Origin of the sequence: Caballeronia sp. M1242 (assembly GCF_017220215.1) — a bacterium.
Taxonomy (GTDB): Bacteria; Pseudomonadota; Gammaproteobacteria; order Burkholderiales; family Burkholderiaceae; genus Caballeronia.
Window position 1 is genome coordinate 730,227 of record NZ_CP071131.1, and the last position, 14,133, is coordinate 744,359.

The 14,133-nt window shown below is 65.0% G+C and carries 13 protein-coding genes; 8 read left to right on the forward strand and 5 right to left on the reverse strand.

Translation table 11 applies throughout. From position 1 onward, the window contains the following. Positions 1 to 12 precede the first annotated feature (12 nt). Together JYK05_RS22835 and JYK05_RS22840 are read left to right on the forward strand one after the other, a co-directional pair. Entirely contained in the window at positions 13 to 519 is a 507-nt protein-coding gene (locus JYK05_RS22835) for a GAF domain-containing protein (RefSeq protein WP_175942634.1), read from the forward strand. 107 nt (positions 520 to 626) lie between these two features. After that, complete coding sequence (locus JYK05_RS22840) at positions 627 to 1,859, forward strand: Zn-dependent hydrolase (RefSeq protein ID WP_206469975.1); 1,233 nt, start codon at positions 627 to 629, stop codon at positions 1,857 to 1,859. A 24-nt stretch (positions 1,860 to 1,883) separates the two neighbouring features. Here JYK05_RS22840 and JYK05_RS22845 read toward each other — a convergent pair whose 3' ends face one another. Genes JYK05_RS22845 through JYK05_RS22865 form a run of 5 tightly spaced genes read right to left on the reverse strand, consistent with a single transcriptional unit; the run spans position 1,884 to position 7,756 of the window. Then, complete coding sequence (locus JYK05_RS22845; protein ID WP_206469977.1) at positions 1,884 to 2,699, reverse strand: amidohydrolase; 816 nt, start codon at positions 2,697 to 2,699, stop codon at positions 1,884 to 1,886. Then, entirely contained in the window at positions 2,696 to 3,718 is a 1,023-nt protein-coding gene (locus JYK05_RS22850) for a hydroxyacid dehydrogenase (protein WP_206469979.1), read from the reverse strand. Before JYK05_RS22850 ends, JYK05_RS22845 begins: the two co-directional genes overlap by 4 nt. Beyond that, the gene (locus JYK05_RS22855) at positions 3,715 to 4,794 is read right to left on the reverse strand and encodes a LacI family DNA-binding transcriptional regulator (protein ID WP_206469981.1); all 1,080 of its coding nucleotides are present in this window, start codon (positions 4,792 to 4,794) and stop codon (positions 3,715 to 3,717) included. Before JYK05_RS22855 ends, JYK05_RS22850 begins: the two co-directional genes overlap by 4 nt. A gap of 18 nt (positions 4,795 to 4,812) precedes the next feature. Continuing rightward, positions 4,813 to 6,708: a TRAP transporter large permease subunit gene (locus JYK05_RS22860; RefSeq protein WP_206469983.1), complete on the reverse strand. Its 1,896-nt coding sequence runs from the start codon at positions 6,706 to 6,708 to the stop codon at positions 4,813 to 4,815. Positions 6,709 to 6,724: 16 nt separating this feature from the next. Continuing rightward, a complete protein-coding gene (locus tag JYK05_RS22865) occupies positions 6,725 to 7,756 on the reverse strand; it encodes a TRAP transporter substrate-binding protein (RefSeq protein WP_206469985.1) in 1,032 nt (343 codons plus the stop codon). A 338-nt stretch (positions 7,757 to 8,094) separates the two neighbouring features. Between JYK05_RS22865 and JYK05_RS22870 the strand changes: the two genes are divergently transcribed. From JYK05_RS22870 to JYK05_RS22895, 6 genes are read left to right on the forward strand one after another with little or no spacing between them, the layout of a single operon-like run. Next, the gene (locus JYK05_RS22870; protein WP_371826465.1) at positions 8,095 to 8,829 is read left to right on the forward strand and encodes a GntR family transcriptional regulator; all 735 of its coding nucleotides are present in this window, start codon (positions 8,095 to 8,097) and stop codon (positions 8,827 to 8,829) included. 46 nt (positions 8,830 to 8,875) lie between these two features. Beyond that, positions 8,876 to 9,682 carry an SDR family oxidoreductase gene (locus JYK05_RS22875; protein ID WP_206469987.1) on the forward strand — a complete coding sequence of 269 codons (807 nt, stop codon included), beginning with the start codon at positions 8,876 to 8,878 and terminating at the stop codon, positions 9,680 to 9,682. A gap of 14 nt (positions 9,683 to 9,696) precedes the next feature. Then, a complete protein-coding gene (locus tag JYK05_RS22880; protein ID WP_175942647.1) occupies positions 9,697 to 10,629 on the forward strand; it encodes a 3-keto-5-aminohexanoate cleavage protein in 933 nt (310 codons plus the stop codon). 13 nt (positions 10,630 to 10,642) lie between these two features. Further along, complete coding sequence (locus JYK05_RS22885) at positions 10,643 to 11,422, forward strand: N-acyl homoserine lactonase family protein (protein ID WP_175942649.1); 780 nt, start codon at positions 10,643 to 10,645, stop codon at positions 11,420 to 11,422. A gap of 39 nt (positions 11,423 to 11,461) precedes the next feature. After that, the gene (locus tag JYK05_RS22890; protein ID WP_175942651.1) at positions 11,462 to 12,589 is read left to right on the forward strand and encodes a sugar ABC transporter substrate-binding protein; all 1,128 of its coding nucleotides are present in this window, start codon (positions 11,462 to 11,464) and stop codon (positions 12,587 to 12,589) included. 11 nt (positions 12,590 to 12,600) lie between these two features. Continuing rightward, positions 12,601 to 14,124: a sugar ABC transporter ATP-binding protein gene (locus JYK05_RS22895; RefSeq protein ID WP_206469989.1), complete on the forward strand. Its 1,524-nt coding sequence runs from the start codon at positions 12,601 to 12,603 to the stop codon at positions 14,122 to 14,124. The last annotated feature ends 9 nt before the right edge of the window (positions 14,125 to 14,133 follow it).

The following is a 14,133-nucleotide window of genomic DNA, read 5'->3' on the forward strand; positions in this document are numbered from 1 at the left end:
CAACGAGTAACGATGTCCGAGTATCCGGTTTTATATAACGAAGAAGACAGACTTGATGCAGTCGCGCAATGCGGCTTGCTCGACACGCCCGACGATCCCCGGCTCGACCGCATCACGCGGCTTGCGGCTTACGTCACGGCGTGTCCGATCGCGCTGGTGTCGATCGTTGCCGCGCACCGGCAATGGTTCAAGTCGCGGCACGGGCTCGCGGTTAGGCAAACGCCTCGTGATGTCGCCTTCTGCAACTATGCGCTCGTCGAGCCGGGCATCTTCGTGGTCGAAGATGCCACGAAAGATGATCGCTTTCGAATGAACGCACTCGTGACGGGCGACCCGGGCATCCGGTTCTATGCGGGCATCGCGATCACCGGGGCGAGTGGCCACCGTTTGGGCACCTTATGCGTCATCGACACATCTCCTCGGGCGCTGTCGCCTGTCCAAAGGCGCTTGTTCGAGGATCTCGCGGGCTGCGCCGCCGACGTTTTGCGCGTGGTCGAAGCTGAAGTGACCGCGCGGTAAGAGAGCGGCAAGCGATCGACGAAGCAAAGCGCGGCAGTCTCATAGACGGCGCGCGCTCGTCGCGCGGCTGATACGCTACGTCTTTCCCACGCATAGGAAGGACCGCCGTGTTGAAGATCGATCCCGCCCGCCTCATGAACGACCTCGAGCACCTGCGCAGCTTCGGCGCGACGGGTACGGGCGTCGTGCGTCTTTCGCTCTCGCCGGTGGATATGGACGCGCGCCGCTGGCTGGCGCAGCGCATGAACGAGGCCGGGCTCGATGTATCGATCGACGGCGTGGGCAACGTGTTCGGCCGCTCGCGCAACGACGGCCCGGCGTTGCTGATCGGCTCGCATACCGACACCCAGCCGACCGGCGGCTGGCTCGACGGCGCGCTCGGCGTGATCTACGGCCTCGAAATCGCCCGCGCGCTTGGCGAGTGCGATGCGACGCGCCATCTCGCCGTGGACGTCGCATCGTGGATCGACGAGGAAGGCACGTTCTCGGGCTTTCTCGGCAGCCGCAGCTTCGTCGGCGAACCCGTCGACGAGGCGATTGTGAGCGCGCGCAATCGCGAAGGCGTTCTGCTCGGCGACGCGCTTGCACAGGCCGGCATCGCGGACGCGCCGCGCGCACGCATCGACCGCGCGCGTCACAAGGCGTACATGGAGCCGCATATCGAGCAGGGCGGCCGGCTGGAGGCGCATGGCCATGCCATCGGCGTGGTGACGACGATCGTCGGCATACGCGAGCTCCGGCTGCGCTTCACGGGGCAGCGCAATCATGCGGGGACGACGCCGATGTCGATTCGCCGCGACGCCGGCGCGGGACTGGTCGCGTTCATTACGCGCATGAACGAAGCATTCGAGCGGCTCGCCGATGCCGATACCGTGTGGACGGTCGGGCGCATCGATCTTGATCCGGGATCGTTCAGCGTGGTGCCGGGTTCCGCCGACATGTACCTGCAATTTCGCGACGCCGACGCGCAACGCCTCACCGCAATGGAAGCCGCGCTCGCCGAGCTGATCCGCGAGTTCAACGCGCAAGAAAAGGTGAGCGTCGAGATACGCGACATCGAGCCGCCCGAAGAGCCGGTCACGATGGACGCGGCGCTGCAAGCCCACCTCGCCGATGCAGCGGAAGCGCTCGCGCCGGGGCAATGGGAGCGCATGCCGAGCGGTGCGTCACACGACGCGCAGGTGCTGGCGCATCATCTGCCCGCGTGCATGCTGTTCGTGCCGAGCATCGGCGGAGTCAGCCATGACTTCATCGAGGATACGGCGGAGGCGCATATCGTACTGGGTTGCGAAGTCGCGGCGTGCGCGGCGGCGGAGATTCTGCAAAGGATGCGGGGATAGGCGGCAGCACCAGCGCAAGCCCGGTTAGAACTGATACACCTCAGCCGGATTCTCGACAAGAATCCTGCGCCGCGTTTCGTCCCCCGCGACGAGCTCCATCGCCCACTCGAGCATGCGCGCGTCCTCAGGCACCGGCCGCACATTCGGATGCGGCCAGTTGGATGCCCACAGTCCCCGCTCCGGATACCGCGACGACAGATCGCTCACGAGCCACGCCACATCGTCGAACGCGGGCGGACCGACGCGCGAACTCTCATACGGCGCGGACAGCTTGATCCAGCAACGCCCGCCATCGAGCAAACGGCACAGCGACGCGAAGCCTTCGCTCGTCGGCGTGACAGGCGCGAGGAACTTGCCGATATGGTCGATCACGAGCCGGGAGGCGAGACGCGACAACATCGGCTCATGGCGCGGCAACGCATGCCCGTCGAGTTGCAGATCGATGTGCCAGCCGAGTGGCGCGATGCGCGCGGACATCTCCGCGAGCGCGTCCCACGGCAAAACGCCGCCCGGGAGCATCATGAAGCGCACGCCACGAATGCCCGCGTCATGCAGACGCTGCAATTCGTCTTCGCCGACATCCGGCGGCACGACCGCGACGCCGCGCGCGCCGCTGCCCAGTTCGGCTATCGCCGCAAGCGTGCAGCGATTGTCGAAGCCATAACCGGTTGGCTGCACGACGATCGCGCGGGACAGGCCAAGCGCGCGCTGCACTCGCGCATACGCGGACGCAGGGGCCGGTGGCGGAATGAACGTCGCGCTCGCGGCGAGCGGATAGCCTTCTTCGTACACGTGAATGTGGCAATCGCACGCGCCGTCGAAAGATAGCGGCGACGTCATCGCGCATCCGCCGGAACGTCGATGCCCGCGTGGCCCCAGCGCGCCAGCCGGAACGCGTGCGCCGCATTCACCGCGCCGACCGGCATGCGACCGTTGAACAGCGATTCGGTCTGAGCGACCGTCTCCATCGACTGATGCTCGATCGCGCCCGGCGTCAAGCCACCCACATGCGGCGCCGCGACCACACGCGGATGCGCAGCCAGCCGGGGCGACGGCATCTGATCCGGCGCGCGCCCGACATCGAGCGCGCATCCCGCGATCCGTCCGCTCTCCAGCGCGGCGAAGAGCGCGGCGTCATCGACCAGTTCACCGCGCGCCGCGTTGATGAAATACGCATCGGGTTTCATCGCGTCGAAGGCGCGCGCATTCATCAGATTCGCGGTCTGCTCGTTCGCGGGCGCGAGACAGACGACGAAATCGGCCTGCGCGAGCAAGGCGTCCAGATCGACGGCGCGCACGCGGGCATCGTCGATTCGCGCGTAAGGATCGGACACGATCACGCGCATCCCGAAAGCGAGCGCAAGCTCGCACAGATAACGCGATATCTGTCCGTATCCGATCACGCCGAGCGTGCTGCCGCGTAATTCGCGGCCCATCTGCGGCACGGGCGCTTCGTTGCGGTGATACGCCGATGCATACGCAGTCGTCGCGCGCGCGAGATCGAGCATTGCGCCGATCACCCATTCGGATACCGCCGGCACGAAGCCCGCGCTCGCCTGCGTGACGAGCACGCCATGTTCGCTGGCGGCATCGACATCGACAGTGCGGATATCGACTGCACAGCGCACGAACGCAGCGAGCTTCGGCAGCGCTTCGAACAACGCGCGCGGCGCAGGCGTCTGACGATACGCGATGACGACATCCGCATCGCGCGCCTTGTCCGCGAGTTCGGCCGTAGTCAGCTCGCGGTCTTCGGGGTTGTAGGCGACGTCCGCGATCTTCGCGAGTGCCGCCGCCGCGCGGGCGCCGAAATAATGGTCCAGCATGTGCCGGGGGTGACTCACGAATACCTTGTTCATTTTCTGGTCCTGGATTGCTTCGTTACCGGCCTGGCGTTGCCCGGCGGCGCTACCGATTCCCGTTCGACGAGCGTGATCTCCGTGAACAGCGCCTGCTCCGATGCGGGCATCGGCTCGTCGTGCGCGCGCATCACCCGTTCGACCATCGCGGCGGCCATGGCGGGCACCGGAAGCTGCACGGTGGTGAGCGCGGGGTTCGAGATCGCCGCCAGAAAGTGCCCGTCCATGCCGACGATCGACACGTCCTCGGGCACGCGCAGCCCTGATTCGCGCAAGCCCGCCATCAGACCCAGCGCCATCAGGTCGTTGACCGCGACGATCCCGGTCGGGCGCTCGTCGTCGGCCGCCAGTCGACGCGCAAGCGCGCGGCCGTTCTCGGCGATCATCGAGTCGCCGTATTCGTTGACCGGACCGCTGTCGAGCACCTGCGCGCGCCCGGACAGGCCCGCTTCGCTCGCAGCGGCGAGAAAGCCGTCGATCTTGTCGCGCCGGCTCATCGTCATGCCGGTCAGCGTCGCGAACGCAAGCCGCGTGTGACCCTGTCCGATGAGATGACGTGTCGCCATGCGCGCGGCACCGAAGTTGTCGGGCGTTACATGATCGACGCGCGTGGCTTCGCCTTCGGTCGCGCGGCGGTCGTAACTCACGACGACCATTCCGCGTCCGGCGGCGGTTTCCAGATGGCGCTCATTGGCGAGCGATGAAATCACGATCACGCGGCGCACGCCCTGCGAGAGCAGATCCTCGAAGAACGAGGCTTCTTTCGCCGGATCGCGATACGTGTTGCCAATCATCACCCGATAGCCGTAACGCTCCTGCGCATAGGTTTCGACTTCGCGCGCGATATAGCCGTACATCGGATTGGCGATGGACGGCACCAGCAATCCGACGATCGGCGTCTGCCCGGTCTTCAACTGACGCGCCAGCGTGCTCGGGCGATACCGCAGCGTGCTGATGGCGGCCTGCACGCGGGCAAGCGTTTCCTGGCGCATCTGATCGATGCGGCCGTTGAGCACGTTCGACACAGTGCTCACGGACACGCCGGCTTCGCGGGCCACATCCTGAATGGTGCTCATAGCGTTGACTTCTACCGGCTACAGGCCGAGCCGGGTCGGCAACCAAAGTGAGAAAGACGGCACCAGAACCAGCGCCACCAGTGCGATGGCAAGCACCAGCAGATATTTGACCATGGGACGCGCCACCGCCTTCATGTCCGTGCCGGTGATGGCGCAGGTGGCGAACAGGCCGAGACCGACCGGCGGCGCGAAGAGGCCGAAGCCCATCGCAACGACGATCACCGTGCCGAAGTGCAGAGGGTTGATGCCGAGTTGCGTCGCGATCGGCGTAAGCAGCGGCCCGAAGATGATGAGCGCGGGCGCGCCTTCCAGCACCGCGCCGAACACGATCATGATGAGCACGGAGAGCAGCAGGAACATCGTCGGGCCATACTGATGCGCGAACGCGATCATCGAATCGGACACGAGCGCGGGAATCTGCTCGATGGTCAGCGCGAAGGATACGCTCGATGCCGCCGCCACGATGAACAGAATACTGCTCGCCATCGATGCCGAGCGCACGAACACGCGCGCGATCGATTTCGGCGTCAGTTCGCGGAATGCGATCCAGCCGACGACGAGCGCATAGACCACGGCGAACGCCGATACTTCCGTCGATGTCGCGATGCCCGAAGTCACGCCCTTGCCGATCATCGCGATCATGACCAGTGCGACGAGCGCGCCGCCCAGGAGCGGCAGCCACGCGCGCGGGTGCGTCAAGGCATCGGCGAGATTGATGCGCCGGCCGCAGATGACGGCGACGATCGCGAGCGCCACGGCCAGCACCGCGGCCGGCACCACGCCCGCTAGAAACAGGCCGGCGATCGAAATGTTCGCGACGAAGCCCATGATGATCATGTTGACGCACGGCGGGATGGTCTCCGCCATCACGGCGCTGCAGGCGAGCAGCGCGGCGGCTTCGTTCGGGTCTTCGCGGCTCTGGCGCACCGCGGGCATCACCACGCCGCCGACCGCCGCGATATCCGCCAGTTTCGAGCCGGAGACGCCCGAGAAGAACGCGGTCGCCATGATCGTGATGAGGCCGAGTCCGCCGCGGACCCGCCCGAACATGCGCAGCAGCAGTTCGATCAGGCGCGACGACATGCCGTTCGTTTCCATCAGAAGGCCGGCGAGCACGAAGAATGGAATGGCAAGCAGTACGAAGTGATCGGTGCCGGCCATGACCTGCTGCGAATAGACGAGCATCGGCAGGGACGGTTCCGAGAGGAAGTAGAGCAGCGCCGAGAAGGCGAGCACGAAGCCGATCGGCACGCCGAGCACGAGTCCGCCGATGAAGCCGATGGCGAGCAGCGCGCCGGGCTTCGCCGCATGACCGGGCACGAGGACGTTCCACGCAAACACCGCCGTCGCGATCGCCATGCAGCCGAGCAGCGTGCCGAGCACGAGTCGGCGCGTGCCGTTCAACGCATGCGCGAGGGCGAACACTGTCATGAACAGGCTGCCCGCGACCAGCGGATACACGTTGATCCACGCCGGCAGGCCGCTCGGCGTCATCTGCCCGTATGAATCGACGAGCAGCAGACACGACGACACGCAAAGATTGGCGGCGACGCCCGCGATCACCCAATGGCCGGCATGCACGAGCGACGGTTGCCAGCGCTTCGGCAGCATGCCGCGAAACAGATCGACGCCGACATGCTGGCTGCGCCCGAGCACGGTGGCCGCGCCGAAGAAGACCAGCACGATCATCAGCGCGCGGGCGACTTCCTCGGCCCAGTCGAACGGGTCGTGCAGGACGTAGCGATAGATCACTGACAGAAACACCACGAGCACGTCCGCCGCGAGCACAGCCGCGCACAAATATTCGATGCCGCGCATCAGGCGCACGAGACCGCGCGCGAGCGCAGTCTCGCGGCCGAAGTCCGGCGCGGCGAGCGTAGCTTCGGGGCCGGGCGTCGCGGAAAATGTGGTCATGGCGTCGTTCCTCCGTTCAGGCCCGGGCCGAGGCGATGGCGGTGAAAAGCGGCGCGGTCGCGGGATATTGCTTCGCGAAGCTCGCGTACAACTGCGTCTGCATTTCCTTGCGCGCGGTGTCGCGATCGGTCTGCGACATCGGGAAGAACGTCATTCCGCGCTTCTTGAGTTCCTGCTCGGCGCTGGCGGCGGTCTGGATGGCCGCGACGCGCTGCTTCGCGGTGGCGTCCTGCGCGGCCTTCTGGAACGCGGAACGCAGGTTCTCGGGGATTTTCGCGAGCGCGCGGCGGCCCATCACGACGACGAGCGGGCTGAAGACGTGCTGCGTCTGCCAGCACGACTTCACGACCTCGTCGTACTTGCTGGCAAGCACGGTGGCGCAATCGTGCTCGAAGCCGTCGACGACGCCCGTCTGCGCGGCCATGTACAGTTCGCCGATGGGAATGGGCGTCGGCACCGCGCCCATCAGCTTGAAGGTTTCCATGAACGCGGGCGTGGGCAGGACACGCAGCTTCACGCCCTTGATGTCCGCGAGCGATTGCGTCGGCTTCTTCGTGAAGACATTTCGGCCGCCGAAGGAATAGCCCCACGTGACGACGGAGCAGCCGGCGCGCTGTTGCAGCATGCTGTCGAACGACTTGCCGACGCTGCCGTCCATCGCGCGGCCGACGTGGTCGAAACTGTCGAACACGTAGCCCAGGTCCAACATGCCGAGCTCGGGCAGCACGGTCGCCCAGATCGACGAGCCGGTGACCATCATGTCCACGGCGCCTACCTTGACCTGCTGCACGACGTCGCTTTCCTTGCCGAGCTGGTTGTTCGGGAAGTAGTCGATGCGAATCTGGTCGCCCACGCTCGCCTTCAGGTTGGCGGCGAGATTCTGGTACCAGACATAGTGCGCGGCGTTCTCGTTGGCGGGCATCGAAGACGACAAGCGCAGCGCGACGGCCGGCTGCGCGCGCACGATGGCGGGAAAGCCCGCGCCCGCCGCCGCAAGCGAGGCGGCGGAGGCTGTCTGAAGGAACCGTCGCCGGGAAATCGAATGCATGGTGTGTCTCCTGATTGCCGCGTGAGCGCGGACGAGTTTGCGCGCATGCGAGCATCCGCCGCGCGTCTGTATCGATTTAGTGTATCGATACAGTAGGCGACGGGTTGTCCAACGGTCAACCGCGCGTTTTCCCGTAGGCTCATCCGTTCTGCCGAGCGCGTTCGCCCTGAATAAACCGCTACGCGCCACAACGAACCACGGCGGTGGCCGACCCGAGATAGCAAACGACTCGGCGTTTTCACCTAGTTGACTCGTCCGCGCACTCTGCCCAAACTGCGTTCCATGCGGTGTGATCACACATCACAACGACAACCGGCATGCCTTTGGGAGGTCTTCTCGTGGCGACTCGCGCATCACCGGACTTACCGGCACTCGAACTGGTTGCACGAGAGACGATGGCGAGCCGCGTCTACACGCAGTTGAGGGAAGCGATCATGACGGGACGCTTCGCGCCGGGGCAGTTGCTGAGCCTGCGCAGCGTCGCGGAAGCGGTCGGCTCGTCGACGATGCCGGTACGCGCCGCGCTCACCCGCTTGCAGGCGGAAGGCGCGCTGATCGACGGACCCGGCCGCGCGCTCATGGTCCCGCCGATGACGCTCGAACTGCTCGAAGAACTCCGCGACGTGCGCATCGCGCTCGAAGGCGCGGTGGCCAAACGCGCGGCTTCGCGGATGACCCGCTCGCATCTCGCTTCGCTACAGGACATCTTCGACGAGATGGATGCTCACGTGGAAGCGGGCGACGTGGCCGCCTACCTGCGCAGCAACTTCAGATTCCATAGCGCGATCTACGCGCACGGCGCGAGCGAAATCACCCAGGCGACGATCCAGAACCTCTGGATGCGCATCGGGCCGTTTCTCAACCTCGTCGCGCCCGACATTCCCCACATGCGCCGTTCGATGGCCGCGCATCGTCATATCGTCGAGGCGCTGTGGCGCGGCGACGGCGAGGGTGCGCGCGCCGGTATCGAGGAAGACATCGGCGACGCCGCGGCCGATTTGCAGGAGCGCCTGCAAAGCGCCACGAGCGACGAAGCAAGCGACGACGGCGGCGGCAATCTGGCGCAGGCCTGAATCGAAGAAGATTCGTACAACGAATGAAAACAAACGGAGACGGACAATGACGGTTCTGCAGATGCTGAAACCGCACGCGGGCTTGCGCGTGCTCATCACCGGAGGCGCATCGGGCATCGGGCTGGTGATTGCGCGGGCGTTCGTCGATGCAGGCGCGCGCGTCCACGTTTGCGATGCGAGCCAGCAAGCGATTGACGAACTCGCGAAAGCCGAAGCGGGCGCGGAGTTGAATCCGATCACGGCGACGCTCGCCGATGTCTCGGATCGCGACGCGGTGGAGCGCGTGTTCGCGGACGTGCAAAGCCAGCTCGGCGGGCTCGATGTGCTCGTGAACAACGCCGGCATTGCCGGGCCGACCGGCGGCATCGACGAAATCGACGTCAAGGCGTGGGAAGACACCGTCGATGTCAATCTGAACGCGCAGTTCTACTTCGCGCGCCGCGCGGTGCCGCTGCTGCGCGAAGCGAGGGAAGGCGGCACGATCATCGCGCTGTCCTCGGTGGCGGGGCGTCTCGGCTACGCCTTCCGCACGCCGTACGCCGCGACGAAATGGGCCGTGGTCGGCATGACCAAGAGCCTCGCGATCGAACTCGGTCCCGACAACATACGCGTCAATGCAATCCAGCCGGGCATCGTGAAAGGCCCGCGCATCGAGCGGGTCATCGACGCGCGCGCGAAGCAGCTCAATCTCTCTTACGAAGAGATGGAGAAGCAGTATCTCGCCAAGATTTCGCTGCGCCGCATGACGACGCCGGAAGAAGTCGCGGCCACTGCGCTCTTTCTGTGCTCGCCTGCGGGCAGCGGCATCTCGGGACAGGCTATCTCGGTCTGCGGCAACGTCGAAGTTCTCTAACGCACGAGGATTCCATGGCAACGAAACGCAAGGTCATCATCACCTGCGCGCCGACCGGCGCCATTCATACGCCGTCGATGTCGCCGTATCTGCCGGTCACGCCGCAAGAGATCGGCGATGCCGCGCTCGCCGCCGCCAAGGAAGGCGCGGCGATCATTCACCTTCACGCTCGCGATCCGAACGATGGCCGTCCGACGCAGGACCCCGCCGTGTTCCAGGAATTCCTGCCGCGCATCAAGGCGGAAACCGATGCCGTGATCAACCTGACAACCGGTGGCAGCCCGCACATGACGGTGGCCGAGCGCCTGAAGCCCGCTCATCACTTCCAGCCGGAGGTGGCGTCGCTGAACATGGGCTCGATGAACTTCGGCCTCTATCCGATGCTCGATCGCTTCAAGGAACTCAAGCACGACTGGGAGCGCAAGCATCTCGAGAACAGCCGCGATCTCGTGTTCAAGAATACGTTCGCGGATATCGAATACATCCTGACTTCGTGTGGCGCGAACGGCACGCGCTTCGAGTTTGAGTGCTACGACATCTCGCACTTGTACAACCTCGCGCATTTCGTGGATCGCGGGCTGGCGAAGCCGCCGTTCTTCGTACAGAGCGTGTTCGGGCTTCTGGGCGGCATCGGCGCGCATCCGGAAGACCTCGCGCACATGAAGCGAACCGCCGATCGTCTCTTCGGCAGCGATTACGTCTGGTCGATTCTCGGCGCGGGCCGCAACCAGATCGCGCTCGGGTCTATCGGCGTCGCGCAAGGGTCCAACGTGCGCGTCGGACTGGAAGACTCGCTGTGGATCGAGCCCGGCAAGCTCGCCGATTCGAGCGCGGCGCAGGTGCGCAAGATCAAACAGGTGATCGAAGGACTGTCGCTCGATATCGCGACGCCCGCTGAAGCGCGCCAGATGCTGCAACTGAAGGGCGCCGACAACACCAACTTCTGACCGGGAGCGCACAGTGAGCGCGAAGCTGAAAGTCGTCGCGATGCCGACGGGATGGCTCACCGTCGATCGGTCATCGCAAGTCTATGGCCGTTACTTCGGCCAGCAGATCAAGGTGCCGGTGTGGTCCACGGCCATCGTCGGCGCGGGCAAGAAGATCGTGGTCGATACCGGCATACACGATCCGGGCTGGGTGTCGAGCTTCGTCTGCCCTTGCGATCAGGCGCCGGAAGAAAGGCTGGAACGCGCGCTGAAGGAATACGTAGGCTGGAGCGCGGACGAGGTCGATATCGTCATCAACACGCACCTGCACTACGACCACTCGGGCGGCAATACGCTGTTCAAGAACGCACGATTCATCGTGCAGGCGCAGGAATGGGAATACGCGGGTCGCCCGCTGCCGACGCAGGCCACGTATTACCAGGAGTTTCTGATCGGCCGCGAGCCGCTCGCGTACTTCCGCTGGCAGTTCGTGCACGGCGTCGCCGATATCGTGCCGGGCGTGCGTGTCGTGCCGACGCCGGGTCATACGCCGGGCCATCAGTCCGTCGCCGTGGATACGGAAGAAGGCGTGGTGCTGATCGCGGGAGATTGCGCGAACTGCATGGAAAACATCGTCGATCTGGTGCCGGTCGGCATCGTGCACGAGACGCTTGCCGAGATGGGCTCGCTCTCACGCATACGCCAGATCGCCGACTTCGTGATTCCCGGACACGATCCTAACGTCGTGCCGGGAAGCGCGGGCATCGCATTGCCGGCGAGCGCGCGCTTGCCGCATGTAGTGAAAGAGGCGTAAGTCCGAAAGCAGTCAAGAAGACAACCAGCGGAGGAAGACATGAAAGCATGGACGAATACGATCCGTCATGCGGGCCGGGCAGCGCTCGGCCTCGCGATGGCGACGGCGCTTGCGATGTCGGGAAGCGCGCACGCAGCGGGCAAATACAAGGTGTTTCTGTCGATGAGCTATGTCGGCAACGACTGGCAGACGGAAGCCGCGAACATGGTCAAGGCCATGGCGAACACGCCGGCGTTGAAGGACAAGGTCGATCTCGAAGTGCAGGTCGCGGGCACCGATGCGCAGAAGCAGATTCAGCAGATCAACTCGATGGTGCAGGCGGGCGCGAAGGCCATCATCATCTATCCGATCTCGCCCACTGCGCTGAATCGCGCGATCAAGAATGCCTGTTCGAAAGGCGTGGTCGTCGCGGCGTATGACGCCGAAGTGACCGAGCCGTGCGCGCACAACGTGAACATCGACCAGCATCAGGCCGGCACCGTGACCGCGGAATGGCTCGCGAAGACGATCAACGGCAAGGGCAACATCGTGATGATCAACGGCGTGCCGGGCACCTCGGTGGACCGCGCGCGCACCGAAGCCGCGAAAGCCGTGTTCGCGAAGTATCCGGGCATCAAGATCGTCGCGGAAGGCACCGGCATGTGGAGTCAGGCGACGGCCAAGACCGAACTCTCGAAGATTCTCGCCACCAATAGCTGGGACAAGATTGACGGCTTGTGGATGCAGGTCGGCTGCTTCACGGCGGCGTCGATGCAACTCGACGCCGGCATCGCGGACGACAAGATCAAGCCGTGCGCGGGGGAATCGTCGAACGGGCATCGCGTGCAGATGCTTCCGCCCGGCGAGGTCAAGGGACAGGGCGCGTATCGCTCCATCGGCTACCGTTCGATCTCGTACGGCGCGCCGCCGTACTCCGGCGCGATGGCGCTCAAGATGGCTGTCGCGAAGCTCGACGGCAAGGACTTCCCGCAGCACATCACGCTCAAGCTGCCGCTCGTGGAGAACGGCCAGTCGAAGCTGTGCAAGACCGGCAGCATCGACGAACTGAAGGCGGGCTGCACGGCCTTCAGCCCGGACAAGGTGCCGCCGGGCTGGTTCGCGGACATCTACTCCGAGGACACGAAGGAAGTCGGCTTCAACGCGGCGCTCACGGGCAACCAGGACTAAAGGCGCTCATCATGAACGACGCATCTCTGGCGATCGATCTATCGAACGTGACGAAGCGTTTCGGCGCGACGGTCGCACTCGACGGTGCGTCGTTCCGCGTGAAGCGCGGCGCGGTGCACGCGCTGCTCGGCGAAAACGGCGCCGGCAAATCCACCACGGTCAAGCTGCTGTCCGGGTTGATGCAGCCGGACGAAGGCAACATCCGCGTGATGGGCGCGGAGGTGGCCATGCGCGGACCGAAGGACGCACATCGGGCGGGCGTGCAGACCGCGTTTCAGGAAATGACGCTGGTGCGCGATCTCACGGTCGCGCAAAATCTTCTGATGTCGTACGAGCCGACGGGACTCTTCGGGCGCATCAAGAAGCGCGAAGCGCAGCGGCAGGCGTCGGAGTGGCTGGAAAAGCTCGAACTCTCCGACGTGCGTCCCGGCGCGTATATCCGCGACCTGTCCTTGCCGGTGCGACAGAAGATCGAGATCGCGAAGGCGATCGTGCGCGGACCGCAAGTGCTGCTGCTCGACGAGCCCACGTCCGCGCTTTCCGGGCGGGACGTCGCGTGGTTGTCGCGCCGCATCGATGAACTGAAGGCGAAGGGCGTGACCTTCGTGTTCATCTCGCATCGCATGCAGGAAGTGCGCGAGTTCTGCGACAGCCTTACCGTGTATCGGAACGGTCGCGACGTCGGCGAGTTCGATGCGGCGGATATTACGGATGACGAAGTAATCAAGCTCGTCATCGGCAGGTCGCTGGAAGCGAAGTATCCGCCGAAGATCGAGCCGCCCGCGCTGCGCGAAGCGGCGCCGAAGCCGCCTGCGATGGAGGCGCGCGGCGTGCGCGTCGACGGCGTGGTGACCGACTTCGATCTCGTGCTCAAGCCTGGCGAGGTGCACGGCATTGCCGCGTTGCAGGGAATGGGGCAGCGCGAGCTGTTCGAAGCGCTGTTCGGCGCGACGTATGTCGACGACGGGCAAATCCTCATCGACGGCAAGCCGGTCACGCTCACCTCCACCGCCGATTCGCTCAAGGCGGGCGTTTCGACGAGCTTTCTGCCGGAGGATCGCAAGACCGAAGGCTTGTTCCTTCGGCTGGCGGGCGGCGACAACGTGTCCCTGCCGGTCATCGGGCGTTATGCGCGCTTCGGCCTCATCGACCGCAAGCGCGAGCAGGCCGCCATCCGCACGTCGCTCGCGCAGATGGAAGTCAATCCGCGCGCGCTCTATAAGCCGTGTCTGTCGTTCTCGGGCGGCAACCAGCAGAAGATCGCGATGGCGAAATGGCTGCTCACGCAAAGCCGCGTGTGGCTGATGTTCGATCCGACGCGCGGCATCGACGTCGGCACCAAGCATCAGATCTTCGTGCTGATGCGCGCTTTCGCGGCGGCGGGCGGTTCCGTGCTGTTCTATTCCACCGATGTCCCTGAGCTCGTCAACGTCTGCGACCGCGTGTCAGTGATGTATCGCGGCCGCAATGTCGGCGAGCTTTCCGGCGACGCGCTCACGGAAGAAAACGTGATGCGCAAGATGCTTTCGACTTGAGAGGTGCTT

Coding starts and splice junctions, on each gene's coding strand:
- JYK05_RS22865 (WP_206469985.1), bottom strand. CDS start 7,756: ATGCATTCGATTTCCCGGCGACGGTTCCTTCAGACAGCCTCCGCCGCC.
- JYK05_RS22835 (WP_175942634.1), top strand. CDS start 13: ATGTCCGAGTATCCGGTTTTATATAACGAAGAAGACAGACTTGATGCA.
- JYK05_RS22880 (WP_175942647.1), top strand. CDS start 9,697: ATGGCAACGAAACGCAAGGTCATCATCACCTGCGCGCCGACCGGCGCC.
- JYK05_RS22875 (WP_206469987.1), top strand. CDS start 8,876: ATGACGGTTCTGCAGATGCTGAAACCGCACGCGGGCTTGCGCGTGCTC.
- JYK05_RS22855 (WP_206469981.1), bottom strand. CDS start 4,794: ATGAGCACCATTCAGGATGTGGCCCGCGAAGCCGGCGTGTCCGTGAGC.
- JYK05_RS22845 (WP_206469977.1), bottom strand. CDS start 2,699: ATGACGTCGCCGCTATCTTTCGACGGCGCGTGCGATTGCCACATTCAC.
- JYK05_RS22895 (WP_206469989.1), top strand. CDS start 12,601: ATGAACGACGCATCTCTGGCGATCGATCTATCGAACGTGACGAAGCGT.
- JYK05_RS22860 (WP_206469983.1), bottom strand. CDS start 6,708: ATGACCACATTTTCCGCGACGCCCGGCCCCGAAGCTACGCTCGCCGCG.
- JYK05_RS22850 (WP_206469979.1), bottom strand. CDS start 3,718: ATGAACAAGGTATTCGTGAGTCACCCCCGGCACATGCTGGACCATTAT.
- JYK05_RS22890 (WP_175942651.1), top strand. CDS start 11,462: ATGAAAGCATGGACGAATACGATCCGTCATGCGGGCCGGGCAGCGCTC.